The organism is Campylobacter sp. RM9328, assembly GCF_012978615.1.
The window spans coordinates 1-20,456 of record NZ_LIWF01000010.1 but is presented as its reverse complement, the minus strand read 5'-3'; the positions used below and the strand labels follow the sequence as shown (position 1 = coordinate 20,456).

Below are 20,456 nucleotides of genomic sequence, written 5' to 3'. Positions count from 1 at the left end.
GTATGCAAAAAGAACAAGCTGTCGCAAAAATGACCGATGTCATGGCAAAATTTGTTGGATACAGCGGCAAAGTCTTGCCAGATGACGTAACTGCAAAGCTAGAGGAGCTAAGCAAGCAAGAGAGTGCACCTTTGGCAAAGACGATATATGAAACGATGTTTAAAAACCAAGAACTAGCAAAAAAACTAGACCGCCCATCCTGTCAAGATACCGGCGTTATGCAGTATTTTATAAAATGTGGAGCAAATTTCCCGCTTATTGGCGAACTTGAAGAGCTTTTAAGGGAGGCTACGTTTAAAGCAACCAAAGAAGCTCCGCTAAGACACAACAGTGTTGAAACATTTGATGAGTATAATACAGGCAAAAACATCGGTAAAGGCACTCCTTCGGTATTTTGGGAAATAGTTCCTGATAGCGATGAGTGTGAAATTTACACCTACATGGCTGGTGGCGGATGTAGCTTGCCAGGAAAAGCGACCGTGCTAATGCCAGGCATGGGATACGAGGGTGTTACGCAGTTTGTTATGGATATAATGACAAGCTATGGCTTAAACGCCTGTCCTCCGCTACTTGTTGGAGTCGGTATCGGAACTTCGATAGATGTCGCTTCGCTTTTATCTAAAAAGGCGCTTATGAGACCTCTTGGCACTCATAATCCAAACGAAAGAGCCGCCAAAATGGAGCGCTTGCTAGAAGATGGTATAAACTCTATCGGACTTGGACCTCAGGGCATGAGTGGTCAAAACTCTGTCATGGGCGTGCATATAGAAAATAACGCTAGACACCCTTCTGTCATCGGTGTAGCCGTAAATATCGGCTGTTGGTCGCACAGAAAAGGGCACATCATCTGGGATAAAAACCTAAACTACAAAGTAACATCGCATAAGGATTTTAGATATGAGTAAGAAAATTTTAACCACACCGGTTAGTGCAAAAGACTTAGAGGATATAAAAATCGGCGACATAATATATCTTAGCGGCAACATCGTGACATGCCGTGACGTAGCTCATAGAAGAGTGGTCGAAGAGGGACGCGACCTGCCACTTGATATAAACGGCGGAGCGATATTTCACGCGGGTCCTATCATAAGAAAGCTTGAAGGAAACGAGCAGTATGAGATAGTCTCGGTTGGGCCCACAACCAGTATGAGAATGGAAAAATTTGAAAAAGAATTTATCGAAAAAACCGGGGTTAGAGTGATAGTAGGCAAAGGCGGCATGGGAGATGGCACTATGGATGGTTGCGCTAAATTTGGCGCGATACACTGCGTGTTTCCGGCAGGATGTGCCGTTATCGCAGCCACTCAGGTTGAAGAGATAGAGAGTGCAAACTGGAAAGATCTTGGCATGCCTGAGACATTATGGAACTGCCGCGTGAAAGAATTTGGACCATTAATCGTCTCCATAGACGCCCACGGCAACAACCTTTTTGAGCAAAACAAGATCAAATTTAACGAGAAAAAAGACGCCGCAGTAGAAAAGATTATCAAAGAAGTTGGATTTATAAAATAACCAAAGGCGGGGGCACTCCCGCCTTATTTGCTTTTACTTTAACTCACCCCAGTTTTTAGCGCTATTTAACGAAGTTTTCAAAGGCACGTTAAGAGTATAAATTTCTTGCATTATCTTTTGAGCTTTTGCGCCAAACTCATCAACATACTCATCGGCTACTTCAAAGATAAGCTCATCATGAATTTGAAGCAACATCTTGGCTCTATCGTCTGTTATACGAGAAATTTCAACCATGGCAAGCTTTATAATGTCTGCCGCAGAGCCTTGAAATTTCGTATTTACAGCTTCTCTTTCATACATTGCGATCTGCATAGGAGTAGCGTTTGTAAAGTCAAAATACCGCTTTCTATTAAACAAAGTCTTTACAAAACCGTTGTTTTTAGCATCTGTTTTGATACCTTCCAAAAAGCCCTTTATACTAGGAAATACCCTAAAATAGCGTTCGATATACTCTTTAGCCTCGGCTCTTGATATGCCTACTTGCGCAGCTAGCTTGCTTGAGCCCATACCGTAAATCAGTCCGAAATTTATACTTTTAGCCACTGCGCGATTATGATCATTGCTCTCTCCAAAGATACTAATCGCCGTTCTTGCATGGATATCCTCATCGTTTGCAAATGCCCTAAGCAAGGCCTCATCCTTACTAAAATGCGCAAGAAGTCTAAGCTCGATTTGTGAGTAGTCAAGTCCAACCAAGCTAAAACCTCTTTTAGCTATGAAAGCAGACCTAACCTCTTTTGCCATACGTCCGCGTGCAGGGATATTTTGCAAATTCGGGTTTTTACTAGAGAGTCGCCCTGTGCTTGTTCCGGTTTGTAAAAAGCTGGTATAAATTCTTCTATCTTCATCTTTTAAAGCCAAATTTAAAAGCGGCTCACAATACGTACTTTGAAGCTTATAAAGCTCTCTATAGTCTAAAATTTTAGCCACCACGGCATGAGTGTCGATGATCTCGCTAAGAACTGCTTCATCGGTGCTATAGCCTGTTTTTGTCTTTTTCTTTACAGGAAGTTTTAGGTGTTCAAAAAGCACTTCACCAAGCTGTTTTACGGAATTTATATTAAACGTTTCGCCGCTAAGCTCGTAAATTTCACTTGTAAGTCGCTTTAAATTTTTATCGTTACTTTCTATCAGTGACCTCATCTTCATCACATCAAGCCCAATACCTTCGTTTTCCATATTAAATAGCGTTAAAATAAACTCAAATTCTAAGTCATTAGCTAGTTTTATAAGTTCAGGATCAAGCAAATTTAAAAACGTATGATAAAATTTAAGAGTTATCCAAGCATCTTCAGCTGCGTATTTTACGGCATTTTCTAGGACAACATTTGCAAATGTCTCGTCCTTTTTTACCACACTTTCAAATTTTATCGTTTCATACTCATAAAGCCTCTTGGCAAGCGCATCCATGCCTACTGCAAGACTTGGCTCACTAAGCCAGGCTAGTATCATTGTATCTTTAAAATTTTTAGGAGGTTTTATGCCAAAATTATTCCACACGATCTTAAAGTCGTATTTTAAATTTTGACCTATGACACAACCTTTATAAATTTGCCCTATCGCCCACTTGGCAAGCTCATGGCTAACTTGCTTTGGCATGCCAAGATAGCTGTGAGCCACAGGAACATAATACGCCTTTGTATCGTTAAAACAAAAGCTAAAACCGACAATACTCGCGTTACTAGCGTCGATACTAGTCGTTTCCGTATCAAAGCTAACAAGCGTATCCGGGGTTATGTTTGAAAGTAGCTCTTCTATCTCGCTCTCATTTGTTAGCAAAACCGCTTCAAAACCAAGCTCTTTTGTTGTATTTTCACTCTCGTTTTGTATAGATTTTAGTATGCGATTTAAATTATACTCCCTTAGCTCGTCCGCGACGTTTAATAGAGGATTTTTCTCGGGAAATTTCGCCTTTTTTATATCTTCTAGTGAAATTTCAACATCATCAAAAAGAGTAGCAAGTTTTTTGCTAAAAAAGGCACTATCTCTACCTTCAAACAGCATGTTTCTTATACGCTCGTTTGAAACTAAGCTTAAATTCTCATACACACCGTCTAAATTTCCAAATTCGTCAAGTAGCTTTTTAGCCCCCTTTGCACCTATGCCTTTTACGCCCGGGATGTTATCCGAGCTATCACCGACAAGTGCTAAAAAGTCACGAATTTGCTCAGGTTTTACACCGTATTTTTCAACACAACTCGCACTATCATGCTCGATCTTACTTTGCGGGCTATAAATGCTTACCTTACCATCTTCGATAAGCTGATAAAGGTCTTTATCGTGGGTAACGATCCGCACAAAAATGCCCTGTTCCTTGCAACTTTTTACCGCACTTGCGATGATATCATCAGCTTCGTATTTATCGCGCGAGATAGAACAAAGCCCCATTTTTTCGATCAGATCGATGCAAACCGGGAGTTGCTCTTTAAGAGCCAATGGTGGCTCTGAGCGATTAGCTTTATATGCCTCACTCATTTCATGGCGTAAAGTTTTACCCTTGCTATCAAGCGCAAAAATTATATAATCACTTTTAAATTCAGCCAAATTCATAATGAAATTTGCAAAACCGCTAACCATTCCGCTTGGCTTTCCGTCGCTATTTTTTAAATTCGGCATGGCATAATAAAGCCTAAAGAAAAATCCAAATGTATCGATAATAGTAAGTGTTTTTTGTTCGTTGTTCATTTTATTGCCTAGTTAAAATTTTAGTTATTATACTTAAAAAGCTCTTCTATACGGCTTTTCTATAAGCTCTTTTTCACCAAGATCTCTCATAGCCGTTTGAGCAAAATTTGGATTTCTAAGTAGCTCTCTGCCATACGCCACACCGTCACAGACATCTCCAAGCAACAAAGCTTCGCCCTCGCTTGCTGTAGTTATAAGTCCGACCGCTATAACAGGAATTTTTACAACTTCTTTGATAGCCTTTGCATATCCGGCTTGATAAAGCGGCACAAATTTCGGCGCTCTATCGACATTTGAATGCACTCCGCCGGATGATACATGGATAAATGCCGCCCCTAAGCTCTCAAGCTCTTTTGCAAGACGCACGCTCTCATCTATATCATAGTCATCGCTTTTCCAGCTATCCGCGCTTAGTCGCACACCGATAGGGATACTTACTGCTGCCCTCATTTCGGTTAAAATTTCTTTTAAAAGTCTTGTGCGATTTTCAAAGCTTCCACCATAGTTGTCCTCTCTCTTATTTACACTCTTGCTTAAAAATTGATTTATCAAATATCCGTGCGCCGCGTGAATTTCGATGATCTCATAGCCTGCACTTTGTGCACGAATTGCCGCATTGATGAAATTTGACTTCACTTGCGCGATATCATCCAAACTCATTACTTTTGGAATTTGATACTCATCGCTAAATTTGAGTGCACTTGGCGCCAAGGGCGTGTCGTCACACTCACTTTTTCGTCCTGCATGCGCTAACTGGATGGCCATTTTTGCTCCGTATTTAACGCACTCCTTAACCAGTCTTGCGTGTGCTTCTTTTTGCTCGTCATTCCAAATTCCAAGATCATTATGAGTGATCCTACCTCTTGGCTCAATCGCTGTAGCTTCTACGATGATTAACCCTGCTCCACCAAGTGAGCGAGCAGCATAATGAAGCCTATGAAAGCATCTTGGAAAGCCATTATCGTCCCTTACCTTATACATACACATCGGCGGCATTACGATACGATTTTTGATCACAGAATTTCCGATTTTAAAAGGTGTGAAAAGTTTTGACATGGTTATCCTTTATTTTGTAGTTTTGTGTAGAGATTTTATATTACCCTAAAATAGGGTTGTTTAACAATAGCATTAAGTTTTGTATCTTATGAACGAAAAGCCACACACCAAAAAACCCTTCAAGCGGCAGCAAGAAAGGTTTTTCGTGCATTGCGGAGCGATGACGGAAGTCACGTCCGCTTTGAGTGAATGAAATACAAAAAATTTTATAGACTTGTTATCTACTTCGCGTCCCACGTTAAGATGGTATTTCCTTCGTTATCTTTTGTAACATCACCCATCCCCATCGTGCTATATCCACAGTCTACATAGTGAATTTCACCCGTTACACCGCTAGCCAAATCACTTAGTAAATACATCGCACTCTTGCCGACATCTTCGGTTGTTACGTTGCGCTTTAGAGGAGCGTTTACTTCATTGTAGCGTAAAATCATCCTAAAGTCACCTATACCGCTTGCAGCAAGTGTTTTAATTGGACCTGCCGAAATAGCATTTACACGGATATTTTTTGCACCAAGATCATGTGCAAGGTAGCGCACTGAGCTCTCAAGCGCAGCTTTGGCTACACCCATTACATTATAATGCGGGACAAATCTTGGTCCGCCAAGATATGTTAGCGTAAGGATCGATCCGCCCTCTTTAAGCACGGGTATCACGGCTTTTGTAAGGCTTAGTAGCGAATACACAGACGTTCCCATAGCGATATCAAACGCCTCTTTTGTGGTGTCAATAAACTCGCCCTCTAAAGCCTCTTTTGGTGCATACGCTACGGCATGAACGACGAAATCTATCTCGCCCAAATCCGCCTTTATCTTATCTGCTATACCTTCTAAGTGCGCTGGATTATTCACATCTAGCTCATAAACAAATTTACTACCAAACTCCCCAGCTATGGGTTCTACACGTTTTTTAAGCGCATCATTTAAATATGTAAACGCCATGGTTGCGCCTTGTTTATGGCATGCCTCGGCGATACCGTAAGCAATTGATTTGGCATTAGCTACACCGACGATTAGACCCTTTTTACCTTGCATTATCATTTTATATCCTCTTAGTCATTCTGCTTATACTGTGAGTTTATGTTTTGTTGATTTGTAAATTTACAAACAGCTTTGTTTAATCTCACGATACTTTGCAGTTTTGTTTATTTGTTTTTTATTATCACTGAAAATATTTTGTGGTGATTTTTGTGATTGCGACAAAACTCCATCCCAAGACTAGGCATATAGCTTGTTGAGGGATGAAATTTTCTAGCTTCGCAAAAATCACACAAAAGAATTCAGCACGACGCTATTAAATTTAAGAAGTTGCTAGCATCCCAACTTGCTGTTCCTACTAGCACTCCGCCACAGTGTTTAACCTTGCAAATTTCAGCGATATTTTTAGCATTTACGCTTCCGCCGTAAAGTAGCGGTGCACTAGTCTTTGAAGCTATAAATTCTAAAATTTCACCCACCTGCTCTGCGCTTGCACTCTTACCAGTTCCTATCGCCCAGATCGGCTCATAGGCGATAACTAAATTTTTATATCCCAGATCGATATTTGCAAGTTGTAAGTCTAGCCATTCGCGTGTTTTTCCACTCTCAAATAACTCTAAGCTCTCGCCGATACAATAAACCACTCTCCAGCCATTTTTGACAGCAAAATCAAATTTAGCTCTCAAAAACTCCTCGCTCTCGCCTAAAATTTCACGTCTTTCCGAATGTCCGATAAGCACGGTTTTGATATTAAATTCATCAAGCATAGCCTTGCCTATCTCACCCGTATATGAGCCGCTTTCGCATGGATAGAAATTTTGCGCCCCAAGGGTAAATTTAAACTCCTCATTTAAAAAGGTAGTAGCAGGGGCAAAGACGAGGACATTTTCGTCTTTTAAATTTTCATTTAAAATTTTAGCATACTCATTAAAGCTATCCCTTGTGTGGTTACACTTTAAATTTGCTGCAAATATCATTGCTCTACACCGCTTCGTCTAAGAGGCTTGACACCTGGAAGCTCTTTGCCCTCTATAAGCTCTAAGCTTGCTCCGCCTCCAGTTGAGATAAAGGTCATCTCATCGGCATCTCCTGCACGAGCGACAACATCGGCCGTATCGCCTCCGCCAACAACCGTAGTTGCATGTGTTTCAGCGATGCTGTGGCTCATTTTTATGCTGCCTTTAGAGAATTTATCCATCTCGAAAACACCCATCGGCCCGTTCCACCAGATAGTTTGAGCATCTATTATCGCCTCTTGGAAAAGTCTAATACTAGCAGGACCGATATCAAGCCCCATCCATCCTGCAGGAATCTCTTGTGCAGTTACAAATTTAACGGCACTATCGTTTGAAAAACTTTGAGCCGCGACAACATCAACAGGAAGATAAATTTTAACACCCAGTTCTTTGCCTTTTTTAAGCACCATTAATGCCTCTTCAACAAGCTCTTCTTCCAAAAGCGAGTTACCGATATTTTCACCCATGGCCTTTAAAAATGTAAACGCCATTCCGCCACCGATGATGAGTTTATCAACGCGAGGCAGTAGGTTTTTAAGCGCTTGGAGTTTGCCGCTAACCTTACTTCCGCCCACAACTGCAACAAAAGGACGAGCCGGTTTTTTGATAAGTTTTTCGGCAAATTCGATCTCTTTTTGTAGTAAAAATCCAGCAGCTTTTGTATTTTCATCATAAAATTTAACCACGGCTTCAACAGAAGCATGAGCTCTATGGCATACGCCAAAAGCGTCGTTTACATACACTTCGCCAAATCCACTTAGCTCGCGAGCTAAATTTTCATCGTTTTTAGTTTCACCCTTTTCAAAGCGTAAATTTTCAAGAAGCAAAATCTCGCCTTGTTTTAAATTTTTAGCTTTCTCTTTTGCATCAGGCCCAATAACGTCGGTTGCCATTTTTACCTCTTGGTGCAGTAAGAACGAAAGTCTCTTTGCTACCGGCTTTAGCGAAAATGCTTCTTCGTAGCCATTTTTAGGGCGTCCTAAATGCGATGCAAGGACTATTTTACAACCTTGATCAAGGCAGTATTTTATGGTAGGAAGTGCAGTAAAAATTCTCCTATCATCGGTTATATTGCCAAATTCATCCATAGGAACGTTAAAATCACACCTTATAAAGACGCTTTTATTTGCTAAATTTATATCTTTTACCGAGATGATTCCGTGCATTTTAGCCCCTTTTGCCCACAAACACACCCATGTCTACAAGGCGTGCAGAGTAGCCCCATTCATTATCATACCAAGCCAAAACTTTTACCATGTCGCCACAGATAACTTGTGTTGTATCAGGGACAAATATAGAACTTGCAGGATCACTCATAAAATCGCTTGAAACGCGGTATTCATCGTCGATTTTGATTAAATTTTTAAATTCATTAAGACTTGCTTTTTTAAATGCCTCATTTACCTCTTCAACTGTCGTTTGTTTACCTAAAACAACCGTTAAATCAACAAGAGAAACATTTGGCATAGGCACGCGTATACTTTGTCCGTGCATCTTGCCAAGCAGGTGAGGCATGACTTTGCCTATAGCTTTTGCCGCGCCGGTTGTAGTTGGTATCATATTTGCAGCAGCAGCACGAGAGCGGCGGAAATCCTTACCCTTAACATCAAGTATGCTTTGTCCGTGAGTGTAAGCATGGATCGTAGTCATCAAACCCTTTTGTATACCAAACGCACTATCAAGAATCTTTGCTACAGGCGCTAGGCAGTTTGTAGTGCAACTTGCATTTGATATGATCGCTTCATTTTTATAATCATCGGTGTTTACGCCGATAACGTAAGTTGGTGTGTCGTCTTTTGCCGGTGCGCTCATAACGACTTTTTTAATACCGTTTTTAATAAACGGTTCGCATTTTTCTGAAGTCAAATTTGCTCCGGTACATTCAAGAACGACGTCTGCACCACATCCGGCAAAGTCAAGCTCATTTGCATCTCTTGTAGAATAAACTTTTATCTTCTTTCCGTCAACCTCTATGCAATCATCACTAACAACCTTAACATCGTGCTTAAATTCCCCATGCACAGTATCAAATTTCAACAAATATCTAGTCATTTCTCTTTTTGCGGTGTCGTTTATTGCGACAAGTTCGCAATCATCGCGTTCTAAAATGATACGTGCAGCACATCTGCCTATCCTTCCAAAACCGTTTATAGCTATCTTAACCGACATTTCAGCTCCTTTAATTGAAGTAGTAACTGTAATTTTACAAAAAAAAGCTACAAAAAAAGCTAAATCAAGAAAAATAATTAAATTTTAAATATAATCACGATTTTAGTTTTTAAATTTAGATTAGAAACTGGGATTTGTGATATTTTATAGCTTGTTTTTAGCTTAATATGCTACAATTTACGAATTTGATTTTAAGGCAAGAGTTGAATATAGCATTTTTTGGCGGGAGCTTCGATCCTCCGCATTTAGGGCATGATAGTGTCGTAAAAATGGCTTTAAATGAGCTAAATATAGACAAGCTAGTCATTATGCCGACCTTTATAAGTCCGTTTAAGAGCGACTACTCCGCGCCTCCCGAACTTCGTTTAAAGTGGATAACAAGACTTTGGGGAGATCTTGATAAGGTTGAAATTTCAGATTTTGAAGTCAATAAGGCTCGTCCGGTACCTACCATTGAAACGATAGATCATCTTTATGAAAAATACGAAATTTCAAATTTATATCTGATAATCGGAGCGGATCATCTTGCAACGCTTGATAAATGGCATGATTTTACAAGGCTAAAAACACTTGTGAAATTTGTAATAGCAGAGCGCGATCACATAGATATACCGGAGAATTTGCAAAAAATGGGCACGCATGTAGACATTAGCTCATCGCAAATTAGACATTCGGAATGTTTAGAAAATTTGCCCGAAGTCTTAAAAGAAGAAATCATAAAATTTTATCAAGGAAAAAATATGGAACTTAGCATGCAACAACGCATAGAAAATATCGTGAAAATTTTAGACGAGAAAAAAGCCGAAGAGATACAAGTGTTTGATATGAGTGATAAGGATTATTTCGTAAAACAAGTCGTTATCGCGACAACAATGGGCGAGCGCCACGCATTATCGTTAACAGATGATCTAAAAGAGAAGCTTAAGCCACTTGGCGAGCAGTTTTTAGGTATAGAAAGCTCTGGCGAGTGGGTTGTCTGCGATCTTGGCGACATACTTTTACACCTTATGAGCCAACAATACCGTGCAAGATACAATATCGAAGAATTTTTAAGCAAGCTAAAAGAGCAACACAACTAAGAATTTAACTTTTGTCGCGTTTATAGTATTTAAATTTATAAACGCGACGATTTTTAAAAACTACAAGAAGCTAGTTTACCACCCTCAAAACCCTTTTTAAACCATTCCATGCGCTGTTTTGAGCTACCGTGCGTGAAAGAGTCGGGCACGACATGTCCTTGGTGCTTTTTTTGCAAAGTGTCATCACCAATTGCACTAGCTGCATTTAATGCCTCTTCAATGTCGCCGTCATCTAAAATTTGATATTTATTCATATAGTGCGCCCAAATTCCCGCATAACAGTCAGCTTGAAGTTCGACTTTAACCTGAAGTGCATTTTGCTCTACTTGTGAAACGCCTGATTTTTGTGACTGAATTTTATTTAGCGTTCCTACTAAATTTTGCACATGATGTCCGATTTCGTGAGCTATAACATAAGCTCTAGCAAAATCACCTCCCGCCTTATGCGTCTTTTCAAGTTCATCAAAAAAGCTTAAATCAAGATATACTTTTTGATCCGCCGGACAGTAAAAAGGCCCTACTTGTGAGCTAGCAAAGCCACATCCACTAGAAACTTGCCCTCTAAAAAGTACTAAATTTGGCTCCACATATGAAGCTTTATGCTCTTTGAAAATATTCGCCCATACATCTTCTGTTTCTGCCAAAACAGCAGAAACAAAGGCAAAATTTTCTTTCTCCTTTGGATCATCTATGGCTTTACTTTGAGTTGTGCCGGCTCCTTGGTCGATAAGAGCAAGAGGATCGTAACCCATAAAATAGGCCACAACACCGATAACTAGCACTATGCGTCCGATCTTTGAACCCATCAAAAATCTGATAATAGGTACAAGCGCACCAAACGAACCAGCGCTACTTACTTGTGAATTTGAACGTCTATCTTCGACATTTGAGCTTTGTCTGCTATCTTGCCATTTCATATTTATCCTTTATTTTTGGCGATTGTATCAAAAAACGACGCTTTTTTAGATAAACCTGACAAATTTAGTCTTTAAAAATAGCTCTAAAGAAATTTAAATCAAGTATAAGCGAATGCGAAAATGCGTCTATTACGATACCCTCATAATTATTTTTATCATCAAGCAACATAGCCCCGTAATCCTTTAATCGCAAATTTATAACTTCTTGCTCGCTATCATTTCTCCATTTCATCAGCTCTTGTCTGCTTGTAAATGCAGGAAAATAGCTCTTGTCGTTTTCGTCATCACTAAGTAGGGCAAATTTGATGTTTGACCCCTCTTCTTCATAAACCGCACTTCCGTCAGGCTTTGCAAGCGGTGCAGCAAGTATAACCGGGGCTAGAAATTCAGCCTTTTTTAGCTCGTTTATTAGACAAATTTCATTATCCTTTGTTGGTTCATTTTTAAAATTTTCAATAGCTTTAATCAAACTCAAAGTATCTCCTAAAAAATAAATTTAATATACGAAAAGCAAAATACAAACAGCCAGGCAAACAGCAAAGCTGCAAGCAAGAATGGCTTAAAGCCCATGTTTGCAAATGTATTTTTATTTAGCCCAAAACCAAGTGCACACATGGCCGCACAAAGTAAAAAAGTAGCAAGATGATTTATGGCGGTAAGTAAAATTTCAGGGACAGCAAAGAGAGAATTTATACAAACCGCTGCAAAAAAGTATAGCGCAAAATACGGAAACACACTCATTTTACCGCTTTTGTTTGAACGAAAAAATATAGACAAAACGATCAAAAATGGCACCAAAGTAAGCACTCTAAGCATTTTTACGATAACAGCACTAGCTTTTGCACTCTCTGAAATATTTGCTCCAGCAGCGATAACATGAGCAACCTCATGAAGTGAAGCACCGGTAAATCTTCCCATCATATCTGCATCAAAACCAAGCAACCCAACTTTAAAAATAAACGGATAAACAAACATGCCTATCGTTCCAAACAGCACAACAGTGCATATAGCACTTGCCGTATCTTGCTCGCTTGCCTTTATCGTGCTTGCACTCGCCATAACGGCAGCCGCACCGCATATAGCGCTACCAGAGCCGATAAGCGCACTCAAACTCTTGCCAAGACCAAGCCACTTGCCTATAAAGATCGCAAGTGCAAATGTCGAAAATACAACCAAAGCAACAAATAAAATACCATAAATTCCAAGCTCACTAATACTATCAAAACTTATACGAAAGCCAAAAAGTATGATACCAAAGCGCAAAATTTGCTTTGTGGCTATACTCAAAATTCCTGTTTTTTTAAGTGTATTAGAACTTTTAGGGGAAAAATTTACCACCATACAACCAAATAACACAGCGACCATAAGTGGACTAAGATGAAATGTGCTAAAAGGTGGAAAATGCGATATAAAAATAGCTAAAATAGCCAGAAAAAACAGACACAGCCAAGCAAATTTAAACTCAAAAATATGCTTTAGTGTCTGTTTCATTTCTCGCTACATGCGCTCTTTTGCAGTTATACCCATAAGAGTTAGAGCTGTTCTTATGCTAAGCGCAACAACCGCAAAAAGCTTAAGCAAAACATCTTCGTTTTGACTTCCTATAACGCGGTTTTCATTATAAAATTTGTGGAAATTCGCACAAAGCGATTTTAGATAATCAGGCAACTTTTGCAAAGCTCTTTGCGAGTAAGCATCTTCTAAAATTTCATTTAAAGTAAGCGCTTCAAAAAGCAAATTTTTACCGCTATCATCAAGCAGATCAAGCGATGCATCTATAACATCGGTAACACTTTTTTGTGCCTTACCAAATACTTGATTTATCCTTGCGTGAGCGTAGTTTATGTAAAAAATAGGGTTTGAACTATCTTCTTTTTTAAGCTCATCTACGTCAAATTCAAGGCTACTCGTGTTTGCTTTACTTATAAAAATAAACCTTAAAGCATCAGCTCCAATCTCAGCGGTAATGTCGCTCATAAGTATGGCGTTACCAGCACGTTTGCTCATCTTATACGGCTTGCCGTCTTTTAGCAAACTAACCATTTGCATAAGTAAAATTTCAAGGCGATTTTCATCATAACCTAAGAAATTTATAGCAGCTTTTAGGCGAGTTATATACCCGTGATGATCAGCTCCCCAAATATTTAAAAACTCATCATATCCACGTTCAAATTTATCATTATGATAAACTATATCACCTGCTAGATACGTAGGCCTGCCGTCATCTCTAACAACGACACGGTCATTATCATCGCCAAGTTTTGTAGAAGCAATATAAGTTGCTCCGTCCTTTTTATACATTTGATTTGAGCGTTCTAATTTTGCGATAGTTGCCTCTAGCTTATCGTAATACGACCTTTCGCTAGCCCAATTTTTAATAAAAATATTTGCATCCGATAGATCTTTTTTGATGATATCTAGCACTATATCTTTGCCAAATTCCGCTAGATCTAAATTTTTACTCTCGTCTGTAAAAATTTCTTTGCCGAATTTTTCAAGTGCAGCTTTTGCGATATCTTCTATATAATCGCCACGGTAGTATTTTTCAGGGTATTCTACACTCTGACCAAGTAGATTTTCACGAGCCCAAAGTGAAATAGAGGTACCAAGTAGGTCTATTTGATTGCCCGCGTCATTTATGTAGTACTCGGTTTGTATATCGTAGCCTATATATCTTCCGATACGAGCCAAAGTATCGCCATAAACCGCTCCTCTAACATGACCTATATGAAGCGGACCAGTGGGATTTGCGCTGATGTATTCGATCAACAAGCTTTTATCTTTAGGTTTTGAGGAGGCAAAATTTTCTCCATCTTGCAAAGCCTTGCTTGCGCAAGAGTCCAAAAATTCGCCCTTTAATTTAAAATTTAAATAGCCATTAACCGCACTAACCTCAAAAAGATCATTGTCTTTAAATTTATCGGCAAATTCTTGTGCTATAGCCATAGGCGAACGCTTAAGCTCTTTTGCCAAAGAAAAGGCTAACGGTGTAGCATAGTGGGCTAAATTTTTATCTTTTGGTTTTTCAAGAACAAAATCGCGTCCGATAATCTTTAAAATTTCAGATTTTACTATCTCTTTCAACTTCTAAAGCCTATGCGTTTTTGCTCTCTGTTTTACTCTCGCTAACCTTTGCGTCAACGGCATCTTCTTCTTTTTTCTCAACTTTTTCTACAGGCTTATCATCTTCCATTTCAGCCTTAAAGCTTTTGATACCCTTACCAAGACCTTTTGCAAGCTCAGGAATTTTTTTAGCACCGAACAATAAAACGATAATAGCAAGTATTATTAACAACTGTTGAACACTGATACCCATCTTTTCTCCTTAAATTAAAAGCGTGATTTTAGCATAAATTTTAAATTTTAACAATCAATCCAATTATCGATCGTTTCACGAAGATTGATATTTGTACTTTTTAAACGCATAGCCCGAACGATAGACTTTAACCCGCGATAACTTTTTTCTATATCATCATTTATTAAAAAATAATCATACTCCAAAATGTGTTCCATCTCCCCGACTGCGTTCATTAAACGGTTTTCTATAGTTTCGGGACTGTCGGTATTGCGCTTTTCAAGACGTTTTTTTAGCTCTTTTTTATTTGTAGTAGTGACAAAAACAGATGTTATCTCGGACTTAAATTTCTCTCTTGCTATGGCAAACCCTTGCACGTCTATATCAAAAACAACGATATTTCCACGCTCAAGCTGCTCTTTTACCGGCTTTAAACTTGTGCCGTAGTAGTTTTTATGAACCTGCGCCCATTCTAAAAATTCATCTTTTTTTATACCGTCTTCAAATTCTTCTTTGCTTATAAAATGATAATGAACACCGTCTATTTCGCCGTCTCTTATGGCTCTTGTTGTGCTTGAGATAGAAAAATAAAGCCCTTTTTCCTCCTTAAAGAGCCTGCTTAAAAGAGTGCTTTTACCACAGCCGCTAGGACCGCTGATGAGTAAAATTTGACCCTTCACTACTTCTCCTCAAAGCTTATATTTATCTTTATATTCATATCTTTTAAGGCTTCTTTTAAAGCACTGTCATTTAACGATTTTTTTATCTGTTCGGTTATCTTTTGACTAAGTTCAGCTTTTATATCTTGTGTTTGCTCTTTAGGTTCACTAAGGCTATCTTGCTCACTTTTAGCTCCGTCAAGCCCAAATGCTTTCATCATTAATGCCTGGTCTATCTCATTAATATCATGTATCTCTTCTATGTTTTCTTGTGTGACTTCACTCACTTCTTCCCCAATCTCATCAGCTAAAAGCTCATCCTCTTGTAGCTCGTCTTCTTGTATTAAATTTTCATCAATTTCAAGCTCTTGTTTTGACTCTACATCTTTTTTAGAATCTGTAAATTCTTCGTCTAGTTCTTGCGTGTCCAAACTATCAAGCAAATCATCGATAATGTCATCTTTTGGCTCATTATCCTCATCTTTACCGACATCTTCACTGTCGCTTTCACTCATATGATCTATCTCGTCAACCAAAGAACTTAGCTCATCTATCTCATTTACATCTTCTACGTCTTCTTCTTTTTCTTCGCTCAAATCTTCGTCCAATAAATTCTCTTTTGCCTCTTGCATTTGACTTAGCTCTTCATTTAAAAGAGTATCATCAAGCTCTTCTTGCTTTTCTTTAACGTCTTTTATATCTTCTGATTCACTAAATTCATCAAGCTCGTCAAGACTATCAAGATTATCCTTGCTAAGCTCTTCTAGCAAGTTGTTGTCTTCTTCGCTTGGCAGATCTTCATCTTCGTTTATGCTATCTAAATTTAAATCATTCAAATCGAGATCTTCAAAATTTTCCAAATCATCATCAGGCTTATCTTTATGCTCCTCGTCTATACTAGGCAGCTCAAAATCATCAAAGCCTCCAAGCTCATCAGGCATACTAAGATCATCTTCAAAATCATTAAATTTAGCACTATCTTCTACATGAGTAACCGGCTTGGCATTTGACGTAGTCTCTTCAAACAAGCTTATAAATTCAGTAGGTAAAAACGGTTTTTCAAGATAAGCATCGGCAAATTCCGGTTTTTGACTGCCGCGAGGAACAAGCGCGATGACGCTATTTGAGTGCTGGCTTAAATCAACATCTAAAATTTCAATATCACTGTCGATCACGATACAGTCAAATGACTCTTGAAGCTCTAAAATATCATCAATCTCGTCATAACCGACTCCGATTTTATTTAAACTTAGTGTTATCAAACGTGAAACAGCCGGATTTTTATTTATAAGCGCAACCCTCATCATCTCTCCTTTAAACCTAAATCTAATATTTTATGATATTTTTCATTGCTCTTTTCTTAATTTTAAAAAAACAGGGTAGGCAGATCGTTAATAACTCTTAAAGCAATATCGCTAATCACCTTCATAACACCTGCCAAAATCGCAATCAAAACAACAAAACCGATAGTAACTTTTATCGGATAGCCAACGACTAAAAGGTTAAACTGTGGCATTGTCTTCATAAGCATACCAAATATCACATCAGACAGTAAAGAAAGCGCGATAATAGGAAATGCCAAGATAAATCCAAACATAAACAATTCAGAAAAAATTTTAATCATATAGTGCGCGATCTGGGCTCTTGGATAAAAGTCGCCAAGCGGAATTTGCGCTAAAGAAGAGGCGTAAAACTGCAAAATCAAATGATGCCCGTCAAAAAACAAAAACGTCATAAGTGCCATGAAATTTAGTATATTAGCAATAACTGCCGAATTTATACCGGTTTGTGGGTCAAGCACAGTCGCCATCGAAAAGCCCATAACCATAGATATTTGCTCGCCAGCCATGTGAAGCATGCCAAAGACGATATTTAACAAAACTCCAGCACAAAGCCCAAGCATGAGTTCGCTTAAAATATCTAAAACTAAAAAATTTATGGCATGATCATGAACATGAGACATAGGAAAGAGTACTATCGTTAAAAGCATGGCAAAGACGGTTTTTGCAGTTAGAGGAATTTGATTATGCGAGTAAAACGGAAAAAATACGATAAGTCCGCTAAGGCGTGCGAAAAGCAACATAAATGTTATAACGCGATCCGCGCCTAAAAATTGAACTAACTCCATTTTGCTCTTTTTTAAAATTTTTACGTGATTTTAGCGTTTTTTGCGTTTTGTTTGGATAAATTTTAAACTTTAGCGGATTGAAATTTAACTTAATATGACCAGTTTGTGCTTTAAATTTAAAGAGAAATTTTTAAAAGTTGTTTGTTCTCAAGATGATATGAGTGGTCACATTTTGCGGCTAGCTCGTTATCATGAGTTACCAGTACGAGGCTCGCATCATTTGACTTTATGTATTCAAAAAGAACATTCATCACATCATTTGCGGTATCTTTATCTAAATTCCCTGTTGGCTCGTCTGCATAAATTATACGTGGTTTTTTACTTAGCACCCTTGCAATACTAACACGTTGTTGTTGTCCGCCGCTTAGTTCGCCAACTTTATGGTTTAGAACATGTGAAATTTTAAGTGCATCAAGATAGCTTTTGTCGATAGGCTCGTTTGACAAAATGCTTGCTAGCTCGATATTTTCTAAAGCACTAAACCCCTTAAAAAGATAGTGGGCTTGAAAAATGATACCAAAGTCAAATCTACGAATTTTTATAAGTTCATTTTGCGATAGTGAGTAAAGCGACTTGCTGCCATATACAACTTCGCCAAAATTTGGCTTTAAAAGTGTGGACAGAATGTGAAGAAGGGTTGATTTACCACAACCGCTAACTCCAAGTATAGCGGTGCTTTCGCCAGAGTTTAATTCTAAATTTATATTATCAAAGAGCGTATAATCATACGCAAAGCCTAGATTAGACGCTCTTAAAATTTGCATTTTAGCCGATTTGAGCTGCAACTTCTGCAGCAAAATCATCAACTTTCTTCTCTAAACCTTCGCCAAGTTCAAAGCGAACGTATTTTACGATCTCGATCTTACCGCCAAGTTCAGTACTTTTTTCCGCTATAACTTGCTCTACGGTTTTTTTATCATCCATTACGTAAAATTGTCCAAGAAGCGTTAAACGTTGATCAAGAACAGTATTATCGGCATAGAATCTATCTATCTTGCCAGGTATGATTTTGTCCCAAATTTTTTCAGGCTTACCTTCAGCTTTTAATTCGTTTTCTATATCTTTTTTGGCTTTTTCAAGCTCTGCTTCACCGATTTGGCAACGGCTTGCATACTCAGGGATATGATGAAGCGGTTTGCCTAAACGTTTAAGCTCATCATTTTCTTTTTCAAGCTCTGCGCGAAGCGCTATAAATTCTTTTCCTACAAATTCCTTATCAAGATCTTTGTAGCTTATCACGCTTGGCTTCATAGCAGCTGCGTGCATACATAAATTTCTTATAAATTCTTGTGCTTTTGCTGCAACAGTCGCATTCTCGCAAGCTGCTCCGATTAAAACACCAACACGTCCGTTTGAGTGAACGTAGCCGTTTACAACGCCGTTTGCATCAGCAGTGATAGTTTCAAAGCGTCTAACAACTAGGTTTTCACCGATAGTTGCGATCTGACCTTTGAAATACTCTTCAAATTTTACGCCGTTGATTACGCTTGAATTTAAAGTCTCTACGTCTTGTATAGATTTAGCTTGGATATGAGCAGTAGTGTCTTTTGTTAAAGCCTGAAATTGTGGATTTCTAGCAACAAAGTCGGTCTCAGAGTTGATCTCGCTAATAGTTGCAGCTTTACACTCAGCACATACTTCAACACTAACAAGACCCTCGCTTGCTAGTCTGTCGGCTTTTTTAGCAGCCTGACCTAAACCCTTTTCACGTAAAATATCAACGGCTTTTTCCATATCGCCGTTTGCTTCGCCAAGAGCTTTTTTGCAATCCATCATGCCAGCTCCAGTGCTTTCACGGAGCTCTTTAACCATTTGTGCAGTGATTTCCATTACTCTTCATCCTCCGCAAAATCTTCTTCACTAACAGCCTCAGCTACAACTGCGTCTTTTTCGTCTTGGCTAACTTCTTCTTTTACATTTTCGTCAGCATCTTGCTCAAGCAGTGCTTTGCCTTCATTTATAGCTTCAGCCATCTCTTGGCAGAAAAGTTGAACAGAGCGGATCGCATCGTCGTTGCCAGGGATTGGATAATCAACAACATCAGGATCGCAGTTTGTATCGATCGGAGCGATAACAGGCATTTTTAAGCGGTTTGCTTCTTGAACTGCGATTTTCTCTTTAACAGTATCAACAACAAATACCATATCCGGTAAATTTTTCATATTTCTAATACCGCCTAGAGTTGCGATTAGTTTCTCTTTTTTGCGGCGTAGCATTAGAGCTTCTTTTTTAGTTAGAAGGTTAATAGAGCCGTCTTCTTCCATAGCTTCGATTACTTCTAGTTTGCGGATTGATTGGCGGATAGTTCCGAAGTTTGTCATCATACCACCTAACCAGCGGTGATTTACATAAGGCATACCGCATTTTTCAGCATACTCTTTTATAGCTTCTACAGCTTGTTTTTTAGTACCTACAAAAAGGATAGTTTTACCTTCAGCTGCCGCGTCACGAACGATGTTGTAAGTATAGCGGAAGTAGCGGATAGTTTTTTGTAGATCTATAATATAGATACCTTTTCTCTCGCCAAAAATGAATTTTTTCATCTTTGGGTTCCATCTGCGTGTTTGGTGTCCGAAGTGAACGCCGCACTCTAACAAATCTCTCATAGTTACCATTGTGGTTCTCCTTGTGGGCTTTGCCCGAAATTTAGGTTTTTCCTCCACACCCTTTAACGACATTTTAAAGATGTCGCAACCAAATTTTAGGATTGATGTGTGTGAATTAAAGGTTGGATTATACTTAAAAATTTATAAATTTAAGCTAAATTTTATTGCCAAGTTGCTTGTTTGGCATTGCAAATGACTTGTTTAAAGTTTTATAAAATTCATGCATTCTGCTTTTGTTTTTAATAGCATTTGATGATTTTATTTTAAAGTCCAACAGCTTATTTCTAATTACGAGCATATCTTTGATTATCTCTTCATTAGAAACATATTCACTAAAGAGTGTTTGGGTTATCAATG

21 protein-coding genes are annotated in these 20,456 nt (G+C 38.7%); 3 read left to right on the top strand and 18 right to left on the bottom strand.

From position 1 onward, the window contains the following. The first annotated feature begins 2 nt into the window (after positions 1–2). A complete protein-coding gene (gene ttdA, locus CCAL9328_RS07480) occupies positions 3–905 on the top strand; it encodes a L(+)-tartrate dehydratase subunit alpha (protein ID WP_169971832.1) in 903 nt (300 codons plus the stop codon). Beyond that, positions 898–1,512, top strand: coding sequence for a L(+)-tartrate dehydratase subunit beta (ttdB, locus tag CCAL9328_RS07475; RefSeq protein ID WP_170000383.1), 615 nt, complete (start codon positions 898–900; stop codon positions 1,510–1,512). Before ttdA ends, ttdB begins: the two co-directional genes overlap by 8 nt. A gap of 33 nt (positions 1,513–1,545) precedes the next feature. Here the strand turns inward: ttdB and polA are convergent, their stop codons facing one another. The 6 genes from polA to gap all read right to left on the bottom strand — a co-directional run bounded on the left by polA (position 1,546) and on the right by gap (position 9,415). Next, a complete protein-coding gene (gene polA, locus CCAL9328_RS07470) occupies positions 1,546–4,197 on the bottom strand; it encodes a DNA polymerase I (RefSeq protein WP_170000382.1) in 2,652 nt (883 codons plus the stop codon). Between the two features lie 33 nt (positions 4,198–4,230). After that, positions 4,231–5,253, bottom strand: a complete 1,023-nt coding sequence (locus CCAL9328_RS07465) for an NADH:flavin oxidoreductase/NADH oxidase (protein WP_170000381.1) — start codon at positions 5,251–5,253, stop codon at positions 4,231–4,233. Between the two features lie 221 nt (positions 5,254–5,474). After that, positions 5,475–6,293: an enoyl-ACP reductase FabI gene (fabI, locus tag CCAL9328_RS07460; RefSeq protein ID WP_169937111.1), complete on the bottom strand. Its 819-nt coding sequence runs from the start codon at positions 6,291–6,293 to the stop codon at positions 5,475–5,477. A 239-nt stretch (positions 6,294–6,532) separates the two neighbouring features. Continuing rightward, on the bottom strand, positions 6,533–7,207 hold the full coding sequence (locus tag CCAL9328_RS07455; RefSeq protein ID WP_169937109.1) for a triose-phosphate isomerase: 675 nt from the start codon (positions 7,205–7,207) through the stop codon (positions 6,533–6,535). After that, positions 7,204–8,412 (bottom strand): phosphoglycerate kinase, encoded by a 1,209-nt coding sequence (locus CCAL9328_RS07450; protein WP_169937107.1) that lies wholly within the window; start codon positions 8,410–8,412, stop codon positions 7,204–7,206. The genes CCAL9328_RS07455 and CCAL9328_RS07450 overlap by 4 nt, the downstream gene beginning before the upstream one ends. Position 8,413: 1 nt before the next feature. Beyond that, positions 8,414–9,415 carry a type I glyceraldehyde-3-phosphate dehydrogenase gene (gene gap, locus CCAL9328_RS07445; protein WP_169937105.1) on the bottom strand — a complete coding sequence of 334 codons (1,002 nt, stop codon included), beginning with the start codon at positions 9,413–9,415 and terminating at the stop codon, positions 8,414–8,416. Positions 9,416–9,618: 203 nt separating this feature from the next. On the opposite strand from gap, the gene nadD reads away from it, so the two are divergent. Further along, positions 9,619–10,494: a nicotinate (nicotinamide) nucleotide adenylyltransferase gene (nadD, locus tag CCAL9328_RS07440; RefSeq protein WP_169971837.1), complete on the top strand. Its 876-nt coding sequence runs from the start codon at positions 9,619–9,621 to the stop codon at positions 10,492–10,494. A gap of 53 nt (positions 10,495–10,547) precedes the next feature. On the opposite strand, the gene ypfJ is transcribed toward nadD, so the two are convergent. From ypfJ to CCAL9328_RS07380, 12 genes are all read right to left on the bottom strand, one after another. Continuing rightward, positions 10,548–11,411, bottom strand: a complete 864-nt coding sequence (gene ypfJ / locus CCAL9328_RS07435; RefSeq protein ID WP_169937101.1) for a KPN_02809 family neutral zinc metallopeptidase — start codon at positions 11,409–11,411, stop codon at positions 10,548–10,550. Positions 11,412–11,475: 64 nt separating this feature from the next. Then, positions 11,476–11,886, bottom strand: coding sequence for an SseB family protein (locus CCAL9328_RS07430; protein ID WP_169971838.1), 411 nt, complete (start codon positions 11,884–11,886; stop codon positions 11,476–11,478). Between the two features lie 8 nt (positions 11,887–11,894). Further along, positions 11,895–12,902, bottom strand: coding sequence for a YeiH family protein (locus CCAL9328_RS07425; RefSeq protein ID WP_170000380.1), 1,008 nt, complete (start codon positions 12,900–12,902; stop codon positions 11,895–11,897). Positions 12,903–12,908: 6 nt separating this feature from the next. Continuing rightward, complete coding sequence (gene argS, locus CCAL9328_RS07420; protein ID WP_169937096.1) at positions 12,909–14,495, bottom strand: arginine--tRNA ligase; 1,587 nt, start codon at positions 14,493–14,495, stop codon at positions 12,909–12,911. Between the two features lie 10 nt (positions 14,496–14,505). Further along, on the bottom strand, positions 14,506–14,727 hold the full coding sequence (locus CCAL9328_RS07415) for a Sec-independent protein translocase subunit TatA/TatB (protein ID WP_169971841.1): 222 nt from the start codon (positions 14,725–14,727) through the stop codon (positions 14,506–14,508). Positions 14,728–14,774: 47 nt separating this feature from the next. Continuing rightward, a complete protein-coding gene (gmk, locus tag CCAL9328_RS07410; RefSeq protein ID WP_169937092.1) occupies positions 14,775–15,386 on the bottom strand; it encodes a guanylate kinase in 612 nt (203 codons plus the stop codon). Then, positions 15,386–16,669 (bottom strand): coiled-coil domain-containing protein, encoded by a 1,284-nt coding sequence (locus CCAL9328_RS07405; RefSeq protein ID WP_170000379.1) that lies wholly within the window; start codon positions 16,667–16,669, stop codon positions 15,386–15,388. The genes gmk and CCAL9328_RS07405 overlap by 1 nt, the downstream gene beginning before the upstream one ends. Positions 16,670–16,731: 62 nt before the next feature. Beyond that, positions 16,732–17,493, bottom strand: coding sequence for a flagellar biosynthetic protein FliR (gene fliR, locus CCAL9328_RS07400; RefSeq protein WP_169971843.1), 762 nt, complete (start codon positions 17,491–17,493; stop codon positions 16,732–16,734). Positions 17,494–17,609: 116 nt separating this feature from the next. Further along, complete coding sequence (locus CCAL9328_RS07395) at positions 17,610–18,257, bottom strand: ABC transporter ATP-binding protein (protein WP_169937086.1); 648 nt, start codon at positions 18,255–18,257, stop codon at positions 17,610–17,612. A gap of 1 nt (position 18,258) precedes the next feature. Further along, a complete protein-coding gene (tsf, locus tag CCAL9328_RS07390) occupies positions 18,259–19,323 on the bottom strand; it encodes a translation elongation factor Ts (RefSeq protein ID WP_170000378.1) in 1,065 nt (354 codons plus the stop codon). Continuing rightward, on the bottom strand, positions 19,323–20,108 hold the full coding sequence (gene rpsB / locus CCAL9328_RS07385; protein WP_169937083.1) for a 30S ribosomal protein S2: 786 nt from the start codon (positions 20,106–20,108) through the stop codon (positions 19,323–19,325). The genes tsf and rpsB overlap by 1 nt, the downstream gene beginning before the upstream one ends. A 145-nt stretch (positions 20,109–20,253) precedes the next feature. Next, positions 20,254–20,456: hypothetical protein (locus tag CCAL9328_RS07380; protein WP_170000377.1), on the bottom strand; the 203-nt coding region annotated here is incomplete at its 5' end.

Excerpts from the sequence above, each read along its gene's own strand:
- ttdA (WP_169971832.1), top strand. The coding sequence starts at position 3 with ATGCAAAAAGAACAAGCTGTCGCAAAAATGACCGATGTCATGGCAAAA.
- ttdB (WP_170000383.1), top strand. The coding sequence starts at position 898 with ATGAGTAAGAAAATTTTAACCACACCGGTTAGTGCAAAAGACTTAGAG.
- polA (WP_170000382.1), bottom strand. The coding sequence starts at position 4,197 with ATGAACAACGAACAAAAAACACTTACTATTATCGATACATTTGGATTT.
- CCAL9328_RS07465 (WP_170000381.1), bottom strand. The coding sequence starts at position 5,253 with ATGTCAAAACTTTTCACACCTTTTAAAATCGGAAATTCTGTGATCAAA.
- fabI (WP_169937111.1), bottom strand. The coding sequence starts at position 6,293 with ATGATAATGCAAGGTAAAAAGGGTCTAATCGTCGGTGTAGCTAATGCC.
- CCAL9328_RS07455 (WP_169937109.1), bottom strand. The coding sequence starts at position 7,207 with ATGATATTTGCAGCAAATTTAAAGTGTAACCACACAAGGGATAGCTTT.
- CCAL9328_RS07450 (WP_169937107.1), bottom strand. The coding sequence starts at position 8,412 with ATGCACGGAATCATCTCGGTAAAAGATATAAATTTAGCAAATAAAAGC.
- gap (WP_169937105.1), bottom strand. The coding sequence starts at position 9,415 with ATGTCGGTTAAGATAGCTATAAACGGTTTTGGAAGGATAGGCAGATGT.
- ypfJ (WP_169937101.1), bottom strand. The coding sequence starts at position 11,411 with ATGAAATGGCAAGATAGCAGACAAAGCTCAAATGTCGAAGATAGACGT.
- CCAL9328_RS07425 (WP_170000380.1), bottom strand. The coding sequence starts at position 12,902 with ATGAAACAGACACTAAAGCATATTTTTGAGTTTAAATTTGCTTGGCTG.
- CCAL9328_RS07415 (WP_169971841.1), bottom strand. The coding sequence starts at position 14,727 with ATGGGTATCAGTGTTCAACAGTTGTTAATAATACTTGCTATTATCGTT.
- CCAL9328_RS07405 (WP_170000379.1), bottom strand. The coding sequence starts at position 16,669 with ATGAGGGTTGCGCTTATAAATAAAAATCCGGCTGTTTCACGTTTGATA.
- fliR (WP_169971843.1), bottom strand. The coding sequence starts at position 17,493 with ATGGAGTTAGTTCAATTTTTAGGCGCGGATCGCGTTATAACATTTATG.
- CCAL9328_RS07395 (WP_169937086.1), bottom strand. The coding sequence starts at position 18,257 with ATGCAAATTTTAAGAGCGTCTAATCTAGGCTTTGCGTATGATTATACG.
- tsf (WP_170000378.1), bottom strand. The coding sequence starts at position 19,323 with ATGGAAATCACTGCACAAATGGTTAAAGAGCTCCGTGAAAGCACTGGA.
- rpsB (WP_169937083.1), bottom strand. The coding sequence starts at position 20,108 with ATGGTAACTATGAGAGATTTGTTAGAGTGCGGCGTTCACTTCGGACAC.